19 protein-coding genes are annotated in these 17,453 nt (G+C 46.3%); 4 read left to right on the forward strand and 15 right to left on the reverse strand.

Annotation, left to right across the window (positions count from 1 at the left end; genetic code table 11):
* Positions 1-10 precede the first annotated feature (10 nt).
* The 11 genes from spoIIIAG to KAI37_RS15915 all read right to left on the reverse strand — a co-directional run bounded on the left by spoIIIAG (position 11) and on the right by KAI37_RS15915 (position 8,990).
* Complete coding sequence (gene spoIIIAG, locus KAI37_RS15865; RefSeq protein WP_071641494.1) at positions 11-652, reverse strand: stage III sporulation protein AG; 642 nt, start codon at positions 650-652, stop codon at positions 11-13.
* Positions 653-668: 16 nt separating this feature from the next.
* Positions 669-1,439, reverse strand: coding sequence for a stage III sporulation protein AF (spoIIIAF, locus tag KAI37_RS15870; protein WP_220029806.1), 771 nt, complete (start codon positions 1,437-1,439; stop codon positions 669-671).
* A 38-nt stretch (positions 1,440-1,477) separates the two neighbouring features.
* Entirely contained in the window at positions 1,478-2,668 is a 1,191-nt protein-coding gene (gene spoIIIAE / locus KAI37_RS15875) for a stage III sporulation protein AE (RefSeq protein ID WP_023989255.1), read from the reverse strand.
* Positions 2,669-2,680: 12 nt separating this feature from the next.
* A complete protein-coding gene (gene spoIIIAD / locus KAI37_RS15880) occupies positions 2,681-3,070 on the reverse strand; it encodes a stage III sporulation protein AD (protein WP_013310826.1) in 390 nt (129 codons plus the stop codon).
* 8 nt (positions 3,071-3,078) lie between these two features.
* Positions 3,079-3,282, reverse strand: a complete 204-nt coding sequence (gene spoIIIAC, locus KAI37_RS15885; RefSeq protein ID WP_010345636.1) for a stage III sporulation protein AC — start codon at positions 3,280-3,282, stop codon at positions 3,079-3,081.
* 12 nt (positions 3,283-3,294) lie between these two features.
* Positions 3,295-3,813, reverse strand: a complete 519-nt coding sequence (gene spoIIIAB / locus KAI37_RS15890; RefSeq protein ID WP_220029807.1) for a stage III sporulation protein SpoIIIAB — start codon at positions 3,811-3,813, stop codon at positions 3,295-3,297.
* The gene (gene spoIIIAA / locus KAI37_RS15895) at positions 3,806-4,801 is read right to left on the reverse strand and encodes a stage III sporulation protein AA (RefSeq protein ID WP_071641498.1); all 996 of its coding nucleotides are present in this window, start codon (positions 4,799-4,801) and stop codon (positions 3,806-3,808) included. Before spoIIIAA ends, spoIIIAB begins: the two co-directional genes overlap by 8 nt.
* A 410-nt stretch (positions 4,802-5,211) precedes the next feature.
* A complete protein-coding gene (locus KAI37_RS15900; protein ID WP_028540593.1) occupies positions 5,212-6,465 on the reverse strand; it encodes an aspartate kinase in 1,254 nt (417 codons plus the stop codon).
* A 197-nt stretch (positions 6,466-6,662) separates the two neighbouring features.
* On the reverse strand, positions 6,663-7,220 hold the full coding sequence (gene efp, locus KAI37_RS15905) for an elongation factor P (RefSeq protein ID WP_023989259.1): 558 nt from the start codon (positions 7,218-7,220) through the stop codon (positions 6,663-6,665).
* Positions 7,221-7,253: 33 nt separating this feature from the next.
* Positions 7,254-8,327: a M24 family metallopeptidase gene (locus tag KAI37_RS15910; RefSeq protein ID WP_053325698.1), complete on the reverse strand. Its 1,074-nt coding sequence runs from the start codon at positions 8,325-8,327 to the stop codon at positions 7,254-7,256.
* Positions 8,328-8,408: 81 nt separating this feature from the next.
* Positions 8,409-8,990 carry a YqhR family membrane protein gene (locus KAI37_RS15915; protein WP_071644328.1) on the reverse strand — a complete coding sequence of 194 codons (582 nt, stop codon included), beginning with the start codon at positions 8,988-8,990 and terminating at the stop codon, positions 8,409-8,411.
* A gap of 286 nt (positions 8,991-9,276) precedes the next feature.
* Between KAI37_RS15915 and KAI37_RS15920 the strand changes: the two genes are divergently transcribed.
* The 3 genes from KAI37_RS15920 to KAI37_RS15930 all read left to right on the forward strand — a co-directional run bounded on the left by KAI37_RS15920 (position 9,277) and on the right by KAI37_RS15930 (position 11,849).
* Positions 9,277-10,278, forward strand: coding sequence for an ABC transporter substrate-binding protein (locus KAI37_RS15920; protein WP_220029808.1), 1,002 nt, complete (start codon positions 9,277-9,279; stop codon positions 10,276-10,278).
* Between the two features lie 250 nt (positions 10,279-10,528).
* Positions 10,529-11,521: a DUF1385 domain-containing protein gene (locus KAI37_RS15925; protein WP_220029809.1), complete on the forward strand. Its 993-nt coding sequence runs from the start codon at positions 10,529-10,531 to the stop codon at positions 11,519-11,521.
* Positions 11,522-11,528: 7 nt separating this feature from the next.
* Positions 11,529-11,849, forward strand: a complete 321-nt coding sequence (locus KAI37_RS15930) for a hypothetical protein (protein WP_023989265.1) — start codon at positions 11,529-11,531, stop codon at positions 11,847-11,849.
* Positions 11,850-11,966: 117 nt separating this feature from the next.
* Here the strand turns inward: KAI37_RS15930 and KAI37_RS15935 are convergent, their stop codons facing one another.
* From KAI37_RS15935 to mntR, 3 genes are all read right to left on the reverse strand, one after another.
* Entirely contained in the window at positions 11,967-12,956 is a 990-nt protein-coding gene (locus KAI37_RS15935; protein ID WP_023989266.1) for a patatin-like phospholipase family protein, read from the reverse strand.
* Between the two features lie 95 nt (positions 12,957-13,051).
* Positions 13,052-14,794: a family 10 glycosylhydrolase gene (locus KAI37_RS15940; protein WP_076292995.1), complete on the reverse strand. Its 1,743-nt coding sequence runs from the start codon at positions 14,792-14,794 to the stop codon at positions 13,052-13,054.
* A 136-nt stretch (positions 14,795-14,930) separates the two neighbouring features.
* Positions 14,931-15,356 (reverse strand): transcriptional regulator MntR, encoded by a 426-nt coding sequence (gene mntR / locus KAI37_RS15945; RefSeq protein ID WP_007430946.1) that lies wholly within the window; start codon positions 15,354-15,356, stop codon positions 14,931-14,933.
* A 252-nt stretch (positions 15,357-15,608) separates the two neighbouring features.
* On the opposite strand from mntR, the gene splB reads away from it, so the two are divergent.
* Entirely contained in the window at positions 15,609-16,673 is a 1,065-nt protein-coding gene (gene splB / locus KAI37_RS15950; protein ID WP_023989268.1) for a spore photoproduct lyase, read from the forward strand.
* Here splB and KAI37_RS15955 read toward each other — a convergent pair.
* The gene (locus KAI37_RS15955) at positions 16,666-17,382 is read right to left on the reverse strand and encodes a cytochrome c biogenesis CcdA family protein (RefSeq protein ID WP_220031492.1); all 717 of its coding nucleotides are present in this window, start codon (positions 17,380-17,382) and stop codon (positions 16,666-16,668) included. The genes splB and KAI37_RS15955 overlap by 8 nt on opposite strands.
* Between the last annotated feature and the right edge of the window lie 71 nt (positions 17,383-17,453).

Genomic DNA, 17,453 nt, shown 5'->3' on the forward strand with positions numbered 1-17,453 from the left:
AAATTCTAAATTATCCCTGTTTGCGCGGTACGACTGAAATTTTGTAGGAAGGTACATTTAGTCCCTTCTGTACAGCATCGACAATTAGCTGCTTCACTGTAGGGTTTTCTGCCCCCATAGCCACAACAAGCACTCCCCTCACCTGCGGTTTTACTTTTTTTGTCACAATCGGGGTATGCTGACCACCTGATGACTCATAGGTGACAATCTCGCCATCACGTGTATATTGAGTAGTGTGCCGTTGTCCACCATTGGCGTCTGTTTCGTTGTTCTCTTCCTGCATATCTTTTACATTGCGTTGAACGATAACTTCTTCGGTGGAATCTACCGTAACCATGACATCGACGGTTCCTACGCCAACAATCTGCTCCAGCATCTGTTTCATATTGTCCTCAAAAACCTTCTCGATCCCGGCAAAGGAACTTTCTTCACCTGTTGATGTCTCTAACGTAGGCTCATTTTTCATTACACCAGGCGGCTCACGCCCTACGTTTTCTGGATCGACCTTTTTCACATTAACGAATGAATTAAAAAGCATGATCGCTACACCGATAAGGCCAAGAATAAGCAGCCAACGAAATGAGTTGAATCTTTTCGCCCCATCCGCCCCTCCACCCAGCAATTGCTCCAGCTTTTTCAGCCATTTGCTCATTTCTGCTCACCTCCTGTTACCATTCATGTGTTCTATCCTGCGAAGAAACCACCTTAACATTTTTGCTGTCTATCCCCCATTTTTCACGTAGAAGTCCTGTAATTAAGCCAAAAGCTTTCGTATCCGTTGGCTTTCCGTCCTCAGCAGTTATATCAGGATTACGATCATCTTCTCGTGTTCCTTCATTAAAATCTGAAGTTTTTGTATGTGTCGGCTCCACAAGAATATTCACTGTCTTTTCGGCCACAGGCTCCACCATAATCGGCTTGGCATCTGCACCAGGCGAGACGTCTGTGTTTTTCTTTTCTTTTTCTTGCTGCTGCTCCGCCAATTTGACCACTACCGACTGGACACCCGTTCCTGCCTCCAGCCCCGATTCCTTCTGTTGAATCTTTGCAAGGGTAACCTGGACCGACTGAATTGCTAACCCAGTATACTGTTCCAATTGTCCTTTCATTTCCTTAGCTACCTCTTTGCCAGCCCATTGCATGGAGCTTTTCTCTTGCTGTTGCTTTAACTGGCTGCCTTTTGCCAAAATCTCTTCCAATGTCGGTTCCCTCTTGCCTGTCTCAGCCTGACGTTGAAGATCCAATGCTCGCCCTAAAACCTCGGAGGGGCTGCTGCTCAGTAAGCGCACGACCGGGGACAGCAACGTCAGCAGAATAAGCAGGCTGAGAACGAGTTTGACATACCTTTCCATAGATCGGCTCGGTAAGATCATATCGACAAAAGAAGCCAGCAACACGATTAGCACCAGTTCCTTAAGCCAACCTCCCAGCCAGGTCACGTCACTCCCCTCCCCCTTGTTGGTTTACGTGCAATGGTTCACCTCATCATGACCGTCATATTGCCTGCTGCGAGCATGATTGTAATCGCAAGGAAGGACATTAATCCCACTGCCGCCAGTGCCGCGAAAACATAAATCATGCTCTTGCCGATCGCATCCAGACATTCCACGATAGGCGTATCACCCAAAGGCTGCATGATCGCTGCTGTCACTTTATAAATGAGAGCCAGTGTCAGAATCTTGAGAGCAGGAAATGCGCATAGGAACAAAATAATAATGACTCCTACCAGACCAATGGCATTTTTAACGAGCAGCGAAGCCGAAATGACTGTATCTGTCGCATCTGCCAACGCCTTGCCGACCACCGGAACAAAGCTACCTGTAATATATTTGGCTGTGCGGATCGTTAATCCGTCAGTAACTGACGATGTCAAGCCTTGTACCGAAATGACTCCTAGAAATATGGTCAGCAACACTCCCAGCACTGCTACTCCAGCGTTCCGCAACAGATCGGCTAGCTGGGTCAGCTTGTATTTGCCCGTCAGCGAGTTGACCAAGTACAGCACAGCCGAGAAGAACAGCAGCGGGAAAACCAGCGTATGAATGACTGTTCCAACCGTGTTGATCATAAATACAATCAGCGGGTGGGTCACCGAAACTGTTACGACGTTGCCCATCGAGGCTAACATGGTAAACAACAAAGGCAACATTGCCATCATGAAGTGAATCATGCTATCAATCGCTTCTTTGGCATAACCAATCGCTACACTAAAGCTATTAATCGCCAGAATGATAATGACCATGTATACGATAGCGTAGGCCACTTTGCTGACCTGTTTGCTTTCAAAAGCGCTTTGCAGCGTTTCCAGCACCATACTCATAATGCTGAGCATGACGATGGTGACGAGCAACTTGGCATTTACCCGGATTTCATGGATGAAAAAATCAGCTATAGCGCTCAATACACCCTTTATGCTGAACCCTTCACCGCCTGGAAGCAGCATGTCCATGAAGGAAGGCGTTTTCTGATCAGGGAAAAATCCGCCGTATTGCTGCATGAGCCCGTCCCAATAATGTTCTACTTCATCTTTGGGCATTTGCTCTGCCTGCTGTCTGATCCATTCGTTTGTCGGTGTATCTGCAAAGAGGACCGCAGCTGAGGCACACCAGAGGCATAGCAACAACATTGCAATTACTTTGAGATTCGGCATGCCCCCTAGCCTTTTCATGGCATCACCCCCTCAGGCGGGCATCAGCTTCAGAATGGTATCAATAATAATGCTGATAATCGGGATTGCGAGCACCATAATGAGTACCTTTCCGGTAAGCTCAATTTTGGAAGCAATCCCGTCTTGTCCTGCATCCCGAACGATTTGCGCTCCAAATTCAGCAATATAAGCAATACCAATTATTTTCAATACGGTTTTAAAATAGATCATATCCATGCCTGAAGACCGGGCCAGTCGCTCCAGTACAGCAACCACAGATCCGATCTTGCCAATCAGCAGCAAAAAAATGACGATTCCAGCAGCTGTTGCAATCAAAAAGGCAAACATTGGCTTCTGTTCCTTAATGACTAAAATGAGGACTGTGGCAATGAGGGCGAAGCCCACCACCTGAATGATTTCCATGTGTCCACCTACTGAAAAAGAAAGATAGATTTGATCTCTTGCAGAAGGTTATCCAGCATTCGCACCACCATGAACAGGACCACGACGAAACCAATGACCGTTACCCAGTGGGCCATGTCTTCTTTGCCCATTTGCTTTAATACGGTATGAATCATAGCGATAATAATGCCAATTCCGGCAATCTGGAAAATTGCGTTCACTTCTAAATTCATTCGAGCACCCCGCTAATAGATCAAAATGACGATCAATGCTCCGATCAGCAGTCCCAGGCTCCTGCTCATACGCTCGTACCTCACCTGATCTGCCTGCGCCTGCGCTTCCTCATGGGATAACTGCTGGATGGTCAGCGCAATGTGCTTGATCTGGTCTTCACGGTCGCTGGTTCCAAGACTGTAGGCAAGCTGCCGCATCGCTTCCTTCTCGGCTTGCTTCATAGAGGAACGGCTCCACGAGTCTTCAATGGCTTTATGCAAGCTTTCTCTGGCAGTCAGGCCAAAAGAGGGGTGCATCCAGCGTGAGGCTTGCTGAAACAAAGTGCGCAGCGGCTCTCGCAAGGGCTCTCCTGTCTTGGCGAAAGCATCTGGTAGCGGAGACACCCCGTAGGAAACCTCGGTGGTCAATCTTTGCAGCGCAAGAATCAACTCCCTGATTTGCCGTGGCCTCATCGCAAACTGCCTTGCCCGCTGCCAGCCTGCCAGCGTAGCGGCCAGTATAACCAAGGATGCACCCAGCAGCTTAAGCATAGGAGATGCCTCCATTCTGCCCTTCTCCAGGCAGTGTAAGCCTGCGCTGCTTGGCATCTGCCAGTCGAAATGAGACGCCCCGGCTCGTCCGCTCCAGCATGACGTAGAGTTGAAACAGCTCTTGTCCTGTAGTTAATCCAGCAAACGCAGACCGGGTCGCCATTTCAGCCACATCGCGACCATGTGCGGAAGCAATGACTGCAATGCCTGCATGAAGCGCTTCGCGCACCGCCTCCGCATCTTCCGGTCGTCCGATTTCATCAACAATGAGGACATCCGGTGACATCGAGCGGATCATCATCATCATGCCTTCTGCTTTTGGACATCCGTCCAATACATCGGTGCGAGGCCCGACATCAAAACCGGGGATACCTTTGTGACTACCAGCTATCTCAGAGCGTTCATCTATAATGCCTACCTTGAGTCCATTCCGTCGCCCCCCATTGCTTTCCATCCCTCCGTAACTGAGTTGCCGAGCCAAGTCCCTAAGCAGTGTCGTTTTGCCATGCTGAGGAGGGGACAAAATGAGGGTGTGCCGGATTTTCCCGGACATTCGATCTGCTACATAAGGCAATATCCGATCAGCTATACCGGGAATTGCACGAGCAATTCTTACATTAAAGCTGCTTATATCCCTCAAATGCTCCACTCGTCCTCGGTTGAGCACGGTTCTTCCTGCCAAGCCAATACGATGACCGCCAGGGATCGTAATAAACCCTTTACGAAGCTCCTCTTCCATGGTATACAGGGAATGATTGCTGATAAAATCCAGCAGTCGGTGGGCATCCTCACGGTCAGGCTTATAGGCTTCCACATGGTTCAAAGTCAGCCGACCAGCAGACGTTACAAAATGATGATCACCATTTGCATTAATTTCCAACGGCCTTCCTTCCCTGACCCGGACTTCTTCCAGTTGCTTAAATACCGTTTCTGGAAGCCTTCCGAGTATACCGTGCAGCGGTTCGGGAAATAATTCCAGCCATTCCATACCGATGCCGCCCCCTCACAGTTGTCCTTTTCTTTAAGACAAGTCTATGGTTGACTCTCGCTTTTTATGCCGAAAATATATTGAAAACCTAGGCAAACTTTTGCTAACTCCTATCAACACTCAACAGACCTTTCTCCCGCTTGTTTACGCACCATTCTCTAATTCGCACAAATAAAAAAGGGCCTCTCAAAGCCTTGTCGGCTAAGGGATACCCTTGGGTAGAAAAGATAGATTCAGCAAAAAAAGAGGCTGCCCCTCAGTCTAACTCTCACTGATGGAACAACCTCTTAACCTACTGCTGTATTCTATGATTTATCAAACTATAAATAGAGGGCCTGTATCAACCTTTACCTATCATAAGCATCGTTCACATTAGACATATTCAGTGTCTAGATCTCACGTTGCAGTTATTAACGACGATCCTGCGGTCCACCCACAAACGCTTGCTCCTCGGTGTCCAGGTTATAAGCTGTATGCAACGCCTGAATAACCTCATGAAGTTTACCCGCTTCAATTACACACGATACTTTAATTTCCGATGTGCTTACCATTTTAATGCTAACGCCTTGCTCTGCCAGTACGGCAAACATTTGCGCAGCAACACCCGGATGGCTAACCATTCCTGCACCTACAATGGATACCTTCACTAGGTTTTCCTCAGACGTTACTTCACGGTACGGAAGCTCTCCACGAATACCTTCCAGCGTCTTCAGTGCTGCTTCACGATCCGTCAGAGCTACTGTAAAGGAGAAATCCGCTTTACCAGCTTCAACCCCGCTTTGTACAATAATGTCTACATCAATTTTGGCTGCCGCCAGTGTTCCAAATACTTTCGCCAGTACACCGGGGATATCGGCGACGCCCAAAATACTGATTCTTGCTACATTTTTATCATATGCAATCCCACTGACTACAACGCCTTGTTCCATTACTGCATCCTCCTTTACGACCGTTCCTTCATTATGGTTAAAACTGGACCGCACAATCAGCGGTACCCGGTTATGTTTGGCATATTCTACCGCACGAGGATGCAATACAGCGGCACCCAGATTAGCTAATTCCAGCATTTCATCATAAGAAATTTCTTTTAGCTTACGAGCAACCTTCACGATCCGTGGATCTGTTGAATATATGCCGTCCACATCCGTGTAAATTTCACAGGCATCTGCTTGAATCGCTGCCGCCAGCGCAACCGCCGTCGTGTCAGATCCACCACGTCCCAGCGTCGTAATGTCTCCCTCTGCAGACATCCCCTGGAAACCAGCTACAACAACGATCTTGTTGCTGCTCAGTGCATCCAGCACACGCTGAGGTTGAATATCCGTAATCCGTGCTCGACCAAAGTCAGATTCAGTACGGAAACCAGCCTGCCATCCCGTAAACGATACCGCTTCATGACCCAACTGCTGAATAGCCATCGACAACAAGGCGATTGAAATTTGCTCACCTGTCGTCATCAACATATCCAACTCACGTGCAGGCAACTGCTCATTCAACAATTTGGCCTGGTCAATCAGTTCGTCTGTCGTGTCTCCCATTGCGGAAACGACCACTACACATTGATGCCCTTCACTCTGTTTCTCCACAACGCGTTTTGCCACGCGTTTCATGCGCTCCGTGTCACCGACGGAACTGCCTCCGAATTTCATGACATACAATGACAACGATATTCACTCCTTCAGACTCAACAGTATGTAACCTTGAGATGGCACCAAACGACTTGAACGTGACATCCTGCGGCATAACTTTAGTACAGTATAATACGAAAGTGCTGTGCGGAGCCATTGTTTTTTAATATTAATGTTTATAAAAATATCCCCTGCCCTTAACAAGGACAGAGGATATCTAAAAGCTGCAAAATTTATGCGCGGGAAATGTATTTACCATCGCGTGTATCAATCAGCAATACATCGTCCTGGTTGATAAACAATGGAACCTGAACATTCAGTCCTGTTTCAACTTTTGCATTTTTAGTAGCACCTGTAGCGGTGTTACCTTTAATACCCGGCTCAGTGTCAATAACCTTCAGCTCTACGCTGTTAGGCAGGTTAATCCCGAGAATTTCACCATTATAACTAATGATGTTTACATTCATGTTTTCTTGCAGGAAGTTAAGTTCCCATTTCAGTTGATCGCTGGAAAGTGTGAATTGATCGTAGGTTTCGTTGTCCATGAATGTATGCTCGTCTGCGCTCGCATAGAGGTAAGACACACCACGGTTTTCAATTTGCGCGCGGCCGATCGTTTCACCCGCACGGAATGTACGTTCAACAGTGTTGCCGTTACGCAGGTTTTTAAGCTTGGAGCGTACGAATGCCGCACCTTTACCCGGTTTTACGTGTTGGAAATCCAGCACCGTAAAAATATCTCCGTCTACCTCGACGGTCAATCCTGTTTTAAAATCATTAACATTAATCACTAAAATACCCCTCCTACAGGACTGTTATCGTTATTAAACGACTGTAAATTCTTTGCTCGAATGTGTTAATACCTTGATGCCGCTATCTGTAATAACGATATCATCCTCGATCCGTACACCGCCCAATCCAGGCACATAAATACCTGGCTCGACCGTTACAACCATGCCCGGCTCCAGAATATCATCGCTTGCCTTCGACAGGCGGGTAGATTCATGTACTTCCAGACCCAGACCATGACCTGTGCTGTGACCGAAATTGTCTCCATAGCCATGACCAGCAATAATATCCCGGGTCAGTGCATCCGCTTCACGGCCTGTCATGCCCGGCTTAATATGTTCGAGTGCGTGAAGCTGCGCCTTAAGTACAATATCGTAGATCTCACGCAACTGAGGCGCTAAATCCCCTTGTGTAGCCACTGTACGTGTCAAATCGGAGCAGTAGCCATCCAGCAACGCACCAAAATCAAACGTAATTAGCTCGCCTGCTTGTACTAACTTAGCACTGGCTACGCCATGAGGCAATGCCGAACGAACCCCGGAAGCCACAATTGTGTCAAATGAAGAGGATGTAGCTCCCTGCTTGCGCATGAAGAATTCCATTTCCAGATCCAGCTCACGCTCGCTGACACCTGGCTTGATGTAAGGTAAAATGTGTGCAAATGTAGCATCTGCCAAATCCGCTGCCCGCTGCATCACTTCCAGCTCTTCTGCATCCTTGTACACCCGTAGCTTCTCCACAATGCCCGACACCGGAACCAGTGAAATAGGTGACAAATCTTCGCTATAAGCTTTATGCGTCGCAACAGTTACAGCGTCTTGCTCGAAGCCTGTTTCGCTGATCTGATGGGAAGACAGCAATTCTTTCACCGTTTCCATGACCTGTGCAGCGTGCTGCACCACCGTGAAGCCTTCGGCTTGTTCGGTCGCTTGTGTCATATAGCGAAAGTCAGTCAGCAAATAGCTATGGGATTCCGTAATCAGCACATAACCCGCCGAACCTGTGAAGCCTGTCAAATATCGACGATTGACAGGGCTAGTAATCAGCATAGCCCGCAGATTATGCTCGCCCAGCGCCTGCCGCAGCTTTAACACCCGGTCATTCTTCATCTTTCATTCCGCTCCCCTCTGTCAAATAACCAAATGCTATTTTAACACAGGGGATAGGCGCTTGAGAAGTTTTTGTTACGTTCAGCCCTCAGCTTTCTCAGGCTCGCGCTTTCTTTCATCCGTATACTCGACAGCAACGGTATATCCGATAAATAGTCCCCACAGTATAAACACACAAATTTCCGTATATAAGGAATTCCATGTTAACCGATCAGGAGCATTCATCATCCCTAGCTTAGGACCTGTTAATACAAATAAAACAACCCACCAAATCAGACCATACACAATTCCGGGTATAGGACCCTTAAATCTGCGCAGCAACAGAGTGTACACCAGTGAAGCTACGACGGATAATCCAATAAAAAAAAGTAGCCCTACCAGATGTCCCGCCATGGTGTTCATAAACGAATGCTTGAAAAAAGGCTCTGCGAGAAAGCCAGGCGCTACTACCGTAAAGTGCAACTTATAAAACAGCCAGCGCAGCAATCCCCAGAGCAAACCCGCAAAAAAACCCAACTCAAGTGCAAAAGGAATGAGAGGCGTATGTATTTTGCCTGATTGCTGCCTGCCTCTGCCACTGTCGTTATGATTACGTTGATCCTGAGATCCGCGAGACTGCTCCTGTTCATGTCCTATCTTGGGTATAGAGTAGGTTTCACTCATGTTGTTTAATCCCCTTTCAAAATGCAAACTTTTTCCCATCGTAAAGACAATTGCAATCGGAAATGCATGTACGTCCACCGGATTCTGCATTCCATTTTGCTAAGTAGTATGCTCCAAGGGGGAATAGTTTAACAATGAACAGGAATGCTGAATAATGGCAGCTTTCCAATTGAGGGTACGGACCCGTTTTATACATTGACAAAATTTCAATCCTCTATCATAATATAATGATGAAAATGATAATCATTATCATTTTATAAAAACCTATATACGGGAGAACGCTTCTATGAAAAAGGGATTAATCGGGATTTTATTGTTAATGGTTTTTACGCTCACTCTGGCAGGTTGCGGAGCAGCCGACAAAGCATCGGATAAAGATCAGGCAGCCACGTCGGATAGCAAACCGACTGACACAGCGACTGGTCCTGTGACGGTAAAGCATAATCGTGGTGAGGCCACGCTCAACAAGCCCGCACAGCGTGTCGTAGTGCTGGAATGGACATTTACAGAGGATTTGATTGCGCTGGGCGTTCAGCCGGTTGGTAATGCAGACAATGCCAACTACAAGGTGTACGTGACACCGGAGGCGGCTCTCGATAGTAGCGTGGTCGATGTCGGCACGCGTAACGAGCCGAATCTGGAAGCGATTGCTGCATTAAAGCCGGATCTGATCATTTCCAATGTTGATGGGAATGAAGCTATCTATGAGCAACTCAAGGCCATCGCTCCGACGATCGAATTTAATCTGAACGATGGTAACGGCTACGATCATGATAAAATGGTAGAAATTTTTAATAGCATCGCAGGTGCTCTTGGAAAAGAAGACAAAGCTAAGCAGGTGCTTGCCGAACTGGATCAGCATTATGCTGAAGCCAAAGAAAAGCTCGCCGCTGCTGGCAAGTCGGATTATCATTATATACTGACACAGGCTTTCACTTCGCAAAATGCGGCCAGCCTTCGTATGTTTTCAGATAATTCAGTCGTCGTGGCAACACTGGCGAAGATCGGCATGATTAACGATTGGAAACCGAGCAAAGTTGAACAGTATGGCTTTTCAACCGTAGGCATTGAAGCTCTGTCTGCCGTTCAGGACAGCAACTTTATCTATATTGTTCAGCCGGACGATAATGTTTTCGGCGCACCCATGAAAAATAATTCGGTCTGGAATGGTCTGAATTTCGTTAAAGAAAAACGTACCTATTCACTGAGCGGTACGACATGGACATTTGGCGGCCCTCTCTCTTCAAAAGGGCTGGTTGACCAGGTTGTCGGGGCAATTACGCAATAAGTTGTCTCCGAATATTCATTCGGTTTTATAATGAGTAGCATTTATGTGAGCAGTCTGAGCTCCATAAATGCTTTTTTTATAAGCCTGTGGCATGAGCTTTCTCTACGATAAGAATTTCTACCCTCTCCGTTAAAAGCAGAATCTTAGCTTGGAGCGGCCTAATTACTACACTCAGTTTCATCTAACTAGATATTCCCTTCCAAATTCGATACAATATACAAAAAAGCATGTATTAAGAGAGGTGAGACGGTTGTCACAAGCATCCAAGCCTGTGAGCTACGGCGGTCAGGCAGTCATTGAAGGTGTCATGTTCGGCGGCAAGCGTGTCAATGTCACGGCAGTTCGCCGCAAAACTGGCGAAATCACATATTTGGAAGTACCACGCAAGGAGCAATCCTGGGTATCCAAATTCCGCAGAATTCCTTTATTGCGGGGGATTGTAAGCATCATCGACTCCAGCGCCAAGGGTACCAAGCATTTGAACTATTCAGCCGATGCGTATGCTGATGATGAAGTAGATCCGGAAGAACGCGCTGAACAAAAGAAAAAAGAAGAGTCCCGTTGGAGTCTGAGTATGATGATCGGTGTAGCGGCAGTCGGGATTATCTCCTTTTTGTTCGGCAAAATTGTGTTAACCCTCGTTCCGGTTGTTGTAGAAGACTTCCTGTTCGACGGCTTGTTTCACAGTCAAATTTTGCATAACCTCGCCGAAGGAGCCATTAAGCTGATTCTGCTGCTGGCTTATTTATGGGGCATTTCCCAAACTCCATTGATCAAACGACTGTTTCAATATCACGGAGCAGAGCATAAAGTAATTACGGCATTCGAAGCTGGAGAAGAACTAACCCCGGTCAATGTGCAAAAATACAGCCGTCTGCATTACCGGTGCGGTAGTAGCTTTATTATGCTGACTGTGATCATCGGGGTGCTTGTCTATTCCTTATTTACCTACGATAATCTGTGGGAACGCATGGGGCAACGGCTTCTACTGCTTCCGATCGTACTGGGGCTTTCTTTTGAATTTCTCAAGCTGACCAATGCTCTTCGTGAAATTCCGGTACTTCGTTATTTAGGTTACCCCGGTCTGTGGCTGCAACTACTTACCACCAAAGAACCGACTGATGATCAAGTGGAGGTATCCATTGCCTCATTTAAGCGTATGCTTGAATTGGATGCTGAGTTGGAAAACGTACCTGTAAAGGAGACCTTCAACAGTCCGGTCCTTGATCCTGTGAAAGGATGAGTGAATAATGAACAGACATGCCGTTATTTTCTGGCTTACCCTTGCTTTGGGTGCATATGGGATTGTGGATATGCTATGGAGAGGAAGCTGGGGCTTTCTCATGAGTTTACTAATTCCCGTCCTTGTTTTTGCAGTTATATTTCTGCTATACAAATACCTGCCAGGGCAACGCAATCGTACTCCCAAAATCAAACCCTCTGTGCGCACCATGGCCAAAACAGCCAACGCACGTAAGCAGCAGACTACAGGCAAGCGCAAAGCGTATCCTTTTCATGTGATTGAAGGTTCCAAGGGCAAAAATGAAGAAGAACAACCTAAATATCATTAATGATAATCATCCTTTAAAATGTAGCACAAAGGAGCCGTCACCCGCGTATTCAAATATGACCGGGAAGAGGCTCCTTTTTTACACCCTTTTAAATTAACTTTAACTGCGAGTTAGTGTTTATTTCATAGCGTACATGGTATCCTTCATCAATTGGTACTTGCTATACTGCTGCTGGTAAGAAGTGATGCTCCATTTGTGGAAAAAAGCATCCCCTGCCTGCACACCAGAAGCATACAACAAATCACTTTGCTCTGTAGAAATGTTAAATTGTGCAGTGCGGATACCCAATGTTGGAATTTTTATCGTCCGATACCGATTCTCCTGCTCAATATATCGTTCATCGTGCGCTGATAGCATGGTATCAAAAATAGCCTGCAGCATGGTCAATGGACCCCGTATATAAGAAACTTTGGTCTCCGTCCCCGTTTTGCCCACCATTTGAAACCCTACCGTTGGAATCGTTTTGGCCTCACGTTCATTTACAGGCTCATCAAAAAGCCACAACGGCAAATTGCTTAGTAAAGCCCCATCAACTACAAATACAAATTGCTGAGAAAAAGTCTTTCCCTTGGCAAGTGCAGAATCAAGCCTTAACATAACGGGATCAAAAAAATAAGGGATACTTGTGCTCATGCGAATGGCTTTAGCTACCTCCAGTGAAGAGGGATTGATACCAAAACGTTTGATATCCTCAGGAAGCACCAGAATGCGTCCATTCGTAATATCTGATGCAATAATGCGCAGTTTGCCAGGAGGTAAATCCGCGAACGTACGCACTCCCTTAGCTCGTAACAGCTCACGTACCCAGTGCTCCAGTGCCTCCCCTGAGTAGAGCCCTTTTTTAAGAAAGATACGAGCTGCTGGTCCAACCCACTTAATATTGAACACTGGAGAACGTCGTAACAACTTGACCAGAGGGGTTTTCTCAATTACAGCTTTCATTTCATCCGCAGAGTATCCCGCAGCCAATAAAGCAGCTACAATAGCACCTGATGATGTACCTGCCAAACGATTGAATACAATTCCATGCTCCTCCGCAGCCTTAACTGCACCCGCCAGCGAAATTCCCTTAACCCCTCCACCCTGGAACACAGCATTGATCAGCATAGATCAAAAAACCTCCGTTCTCTTGGGAGTAAGCAGTTCTACTGCTTATGTATGAGAACGGAGGCCCAAATAGAACCTATATGATCCAATTTATATCACATTTGATAATAATTTTGAAGAAGCTGAATGAGTCCGTATGGATTTTTACGCAAATGCTGTGCACTAAAGTAAATATCCCCTTTAACCTGTTTATAATCTTCGTTCAGTTCAAGCTGCTTAATTAGCTCTTGAGCCGTTTGCCAGCCCTTTTCAGGGGTGCCTATCTTATAAGGAGAATGACCGATATACAGCTTAACATCTGAGTTTTTGACCTCATTGGACCACCATGCGACAAGCTTGTCATATCCCGCCGCTGGGAAACCGATACTCCAGTAAATTTGTGGGGCTACATAATCAATCCACTCTTTGTTAATCCAGGTTCTTACATCCGCAAACGTCGTATCATACGCTGTAACGCCTGCCTTCGTGTCTGAACCCGTTAAGTCCTGAGATTTGTTACGCCATACCCCAAAAGGACTAATTCCGAATTGAACTTTAGACTTGCTGGCATGAATGCTTTTGCCCAAATCGCGAACAAAACTGTTCACATTATCTCTACGCCAGTCGCCCTTGTTAGAGATTTTGTTGGCATTATATGCTTTGAAGGTCGCATCATCATCAAAAGTCCCGCTGTAAGGATAAAAATAATCGTCCAAATGGACGCCGTCAATATCATATCCGTTCACGACCTCCATAATCGCCGCAATGACATGCTGACGTGCAGCCGGAATTCCTGGATTGATGTACAATTGGCTACCATTCTTAACAATCCAGTCCGGATGTTGATTAGCCACATGGTTTGCAGCCAAACCGCTGGTTGTTCCTGTAGAATTCGCACGGAACGGATTAAACCAGGCATGGAATTCCATCCCTCGCTTATGCGATTCGCTAATCATAAATTTCAAGGGATCATAGCCTGGATTTTTTCCTTGCGTGTTGGTCAAATACTTGCTCCATGGTACAAGACTCGATGGATAGAGCGCATCACCGCTGGCACGAACCTGAACAAATACCGCATTGATGCCCATCCCCTGCAAATCATCGAGCATTTTAGTAAACTCCTGCTTTTGCTTCTCGGAGCTGCTTCGGGCAGCGGAAGAAGGCCAATCTCCGTTAATGGTAGAAATCCATGCTCCACGCATGGAAGTTGAAGCCTTTACCTGAACCACATTTGCCTGTGAAGAACTTGAACCGTTCTCACTAGTAGACGTTGACGGTGAAGCGACAACCGCCTGCTCATCATCGATGGCTCCCTGATCTGTACTTACACTGTCCTGATTGCCAGATGAAGACGTATCTGATATAGAGCCGCTGCTTCCCGAAGAAGTGTTGCCGCCAGTAGAGACACCTTCCTTAACACTGCTTAACGTAATGACTCGCTCTGAAGCTTGCCAATCCACTTTTAATCCCAACTCTTCCCCAACAAAACGCAGAGGCACCATGACTCTCCCGCTTGTCATACGGGCAGATGCATCCAGTCGAACTGACTTGCCATCCACCGTAGCGCTTTGTGCACCGTTCTCCATAGATATATTTTTGTTCTGTGCTGTAATCGTTACCGTACCGGACGATTCCGACCAGTTGACCTGAGCGCCCAATCCCTCACTAATCACTCGCAAAGGAACCATCGTAACATTGGCTCCCTGTACAATATACGGTGACGCGTCACTTTGCAGGGACTGTCCGTCCAATATAATTTCAATATCACCAGTTGGAGCTGCTTGAACTCCAGGAACGATGGCAGTCTGCACTGCTAAGAGTAGGCCTGCAGCCAATGCCACTATTTTCTTTCGATTCATATTATTACAATCCTCCGCTAACCCTGTTAATTTTAACCCCTATCTTGTCCTGCTATATAATGGATAGACGCTAATAACCGGATATTTGTTGCGGTCGGTACAAATAAAAAAGCATCGTCCGTAAGGACAGATGCTTTTAGGAATCTCCACTCAATTCCTTGTGTATGTCATGAAGCTGGCGCAAGCGATCTTCATCCCGACGAAAATACTCAACCAATGTTTCGATACGGGTGATGGAATCCCAGCTCAAATGATGCTCAATACCTTCCACATCTTTATATATTAGGTCCTTGTCAACCCCAATCATATCCAGAAATTGCTCTAATAACTGATGGCGATCAACCAACCGTTTGCCGACCTTTTTCCCTTTCGGTGTCAAAATCAGTCCCCGATACTTCTCATATACAAGATAATCGTCCTTATCCAACTTCTGAATCATTTTGGTGACGGACGAAGGATGCACCTCTAAACCCTCTGCGATATCCGAGACACGAGCATATCCCTTCTCATCAATCAGTTGGTAAATGCGTTCCAAATAATCTTCCATGCTTGGCGTTGGCACTTGTTTCCCTCTTTTCTGTTATTGAACGGGCGCTTACCGCCTTCATTTCCTGCGTTAAACCTACTATGTAATGATACATGTTATCATTGCCCATTGGCAAGTCTCATCCCTCCACTCACAGCTATTGCCACGATTTGTTCAATTTAAGCGGGGCACACTAATATCGTCGTCCCTGTATCGTTTATTTCTGCGGCAATATGTTAAAGTTGGACACCAGAGCACTGTGGATTTATTTCGAAAGGAGCGTTAGCCATGTCTACGCTTGAGCGTACTCCTGTCCAAACCAGAGGAACCAAGCCATTTTTGCCTGACCTGGTGTTTTTTGAGCCAGACGCACTGAATTATCCCAAGGGCCAGCGTATTATGGATTGGGTTAAAGCCAAGGATATTCCGTATCGGATGACTACCTCTCACAATCGAATTACCAATTTACCAGGTGAAACTGAAGTTGAAAAGTACCGAATGGCAAAAAAAACTTTGGTAGTCGGTATCCGTAAAACGTTAACTTTTGACCAATCCAAGCCCTCTGCCGAATACGCCATCCCCATTTCGACTGGTTGTATGGGGCATTGTCACTACTGTTATTTACAAACAACCTTGGGAGCAAAGCCGTATATTCGTGTATATGTCAACACTGACGATATCTTATCAGCAGCTAAAGCTTATATCGAGGAGCGTGCGCCTGAAATTACCCGTTTTGAAGCAGCTTGCACCTCCGATCCGGTTGGTTTGGAGCATATCACCGGAACGCTTGGAGACTTGATTCGTTTCATGGCAGATGAAGAATTTGGTCGTCTGCGTTTTGTTACTAAATATCATCATGTTGATCCATTGCTAGATATTAAACATAATGGTCATACTCGCATCCGCTTTAGCATTAATTCCGATTATGTTATTAAACAGTTTGAACCTGCAACCTCACGCTTCGAGGAACGTATTGAAGCCGCTGGCAAAATCGCACGAGCCGGTTATCCACTGGGTTTCATCATCGCACCCATCATCTGGTATGACGGCTGGGAAGAAGGTTACGGCGAGTTGCTGCGCAAATTGGGAGAAACCTTGCCACAGCATGCTACAAAAGATTTGACGTTCGAATTAATTCAGCATCGGTTCACCAAAACATCCAAAGCTGTCATCGAGAAACGTTATCCGAAAACCAAGCTGGAGATGGACATAGAGAAACGAAAGAAAAAATGGGGCCGCTGGGGACAAAACAAATATGTTTATCCCGATGAACAGCAAAATGCACTGCGAGAGTTTATCACAGAGCGCATTTTTGAACATTTCCCTTTAAGTCGTATTGAATATTTCACATAACTAGCATCCAATCTGGGGTAATCCGTTGTAAAAATAGCGTTACATCGGTCATATGATCCGTTACCAGTAAAATGCCCGTAATAACTAGTAGTATGCCACCTGTTTTGATGAGGATGGAGGTATAGCGAGAGGATAGTCGAACAGAACCTACCAGCAAAGATAATACAAAAAATGGAATCGCAAAGCCAAGTGCATAGCCTGTAATCAGTTTGAACCAAATGTGATGCTCTACTGCCGCCAAAGCGATAATAGCTGTTAGCATGGGACCGATACAGGGCGACCAGCCTGCCGCAAACCCAATTCCGATTACAAAGGAACCGGCGTACCCGGCAGGCTTCCATGTCCAGCGAAGCTTATGCTCCCTCATTAAAATCAAAGGACGCACCACACCAAGAGATACCAGTCCCATTAGTAAAATAAGTAACCCCGCTACCACTCTTAGCGCATCCCCATAATTGGCAAACCAGTCTCCAAGCAACCCGACACTTGCACCCAGTGAATAGAAAACGACCGAAAAGCCCAATACAAAAGCAAGCGTATGTCCCATCGTACGATAACGAACCTCAGCCTTGTGCCGTCCTTCAGCCAGTTCACGCGCAGACATCCCTGTCATATACGATAAATAAGATGGATACAGCGGTAAACAACACGGTGAAAAAAAAGAAACCAGTCCGGCTATGATCGCCAACCCGGCGTTGATATTTGTCATCATCATTTCCTCCCACCTGTCTTAAGTAAACACGAGCAAACAAGCCCTACCTACTAAAACATACGTATAGC

Source organism: Paenibacillus sp. S25 (assembly GCF_019454085.1).
Taxonomy (GTDB): Bacteria; Bacillota; Bacilli; order Paenibacillales; family Paenibacillaceae; genus Paenibacillus; species Paenibacillus polymyxa_B.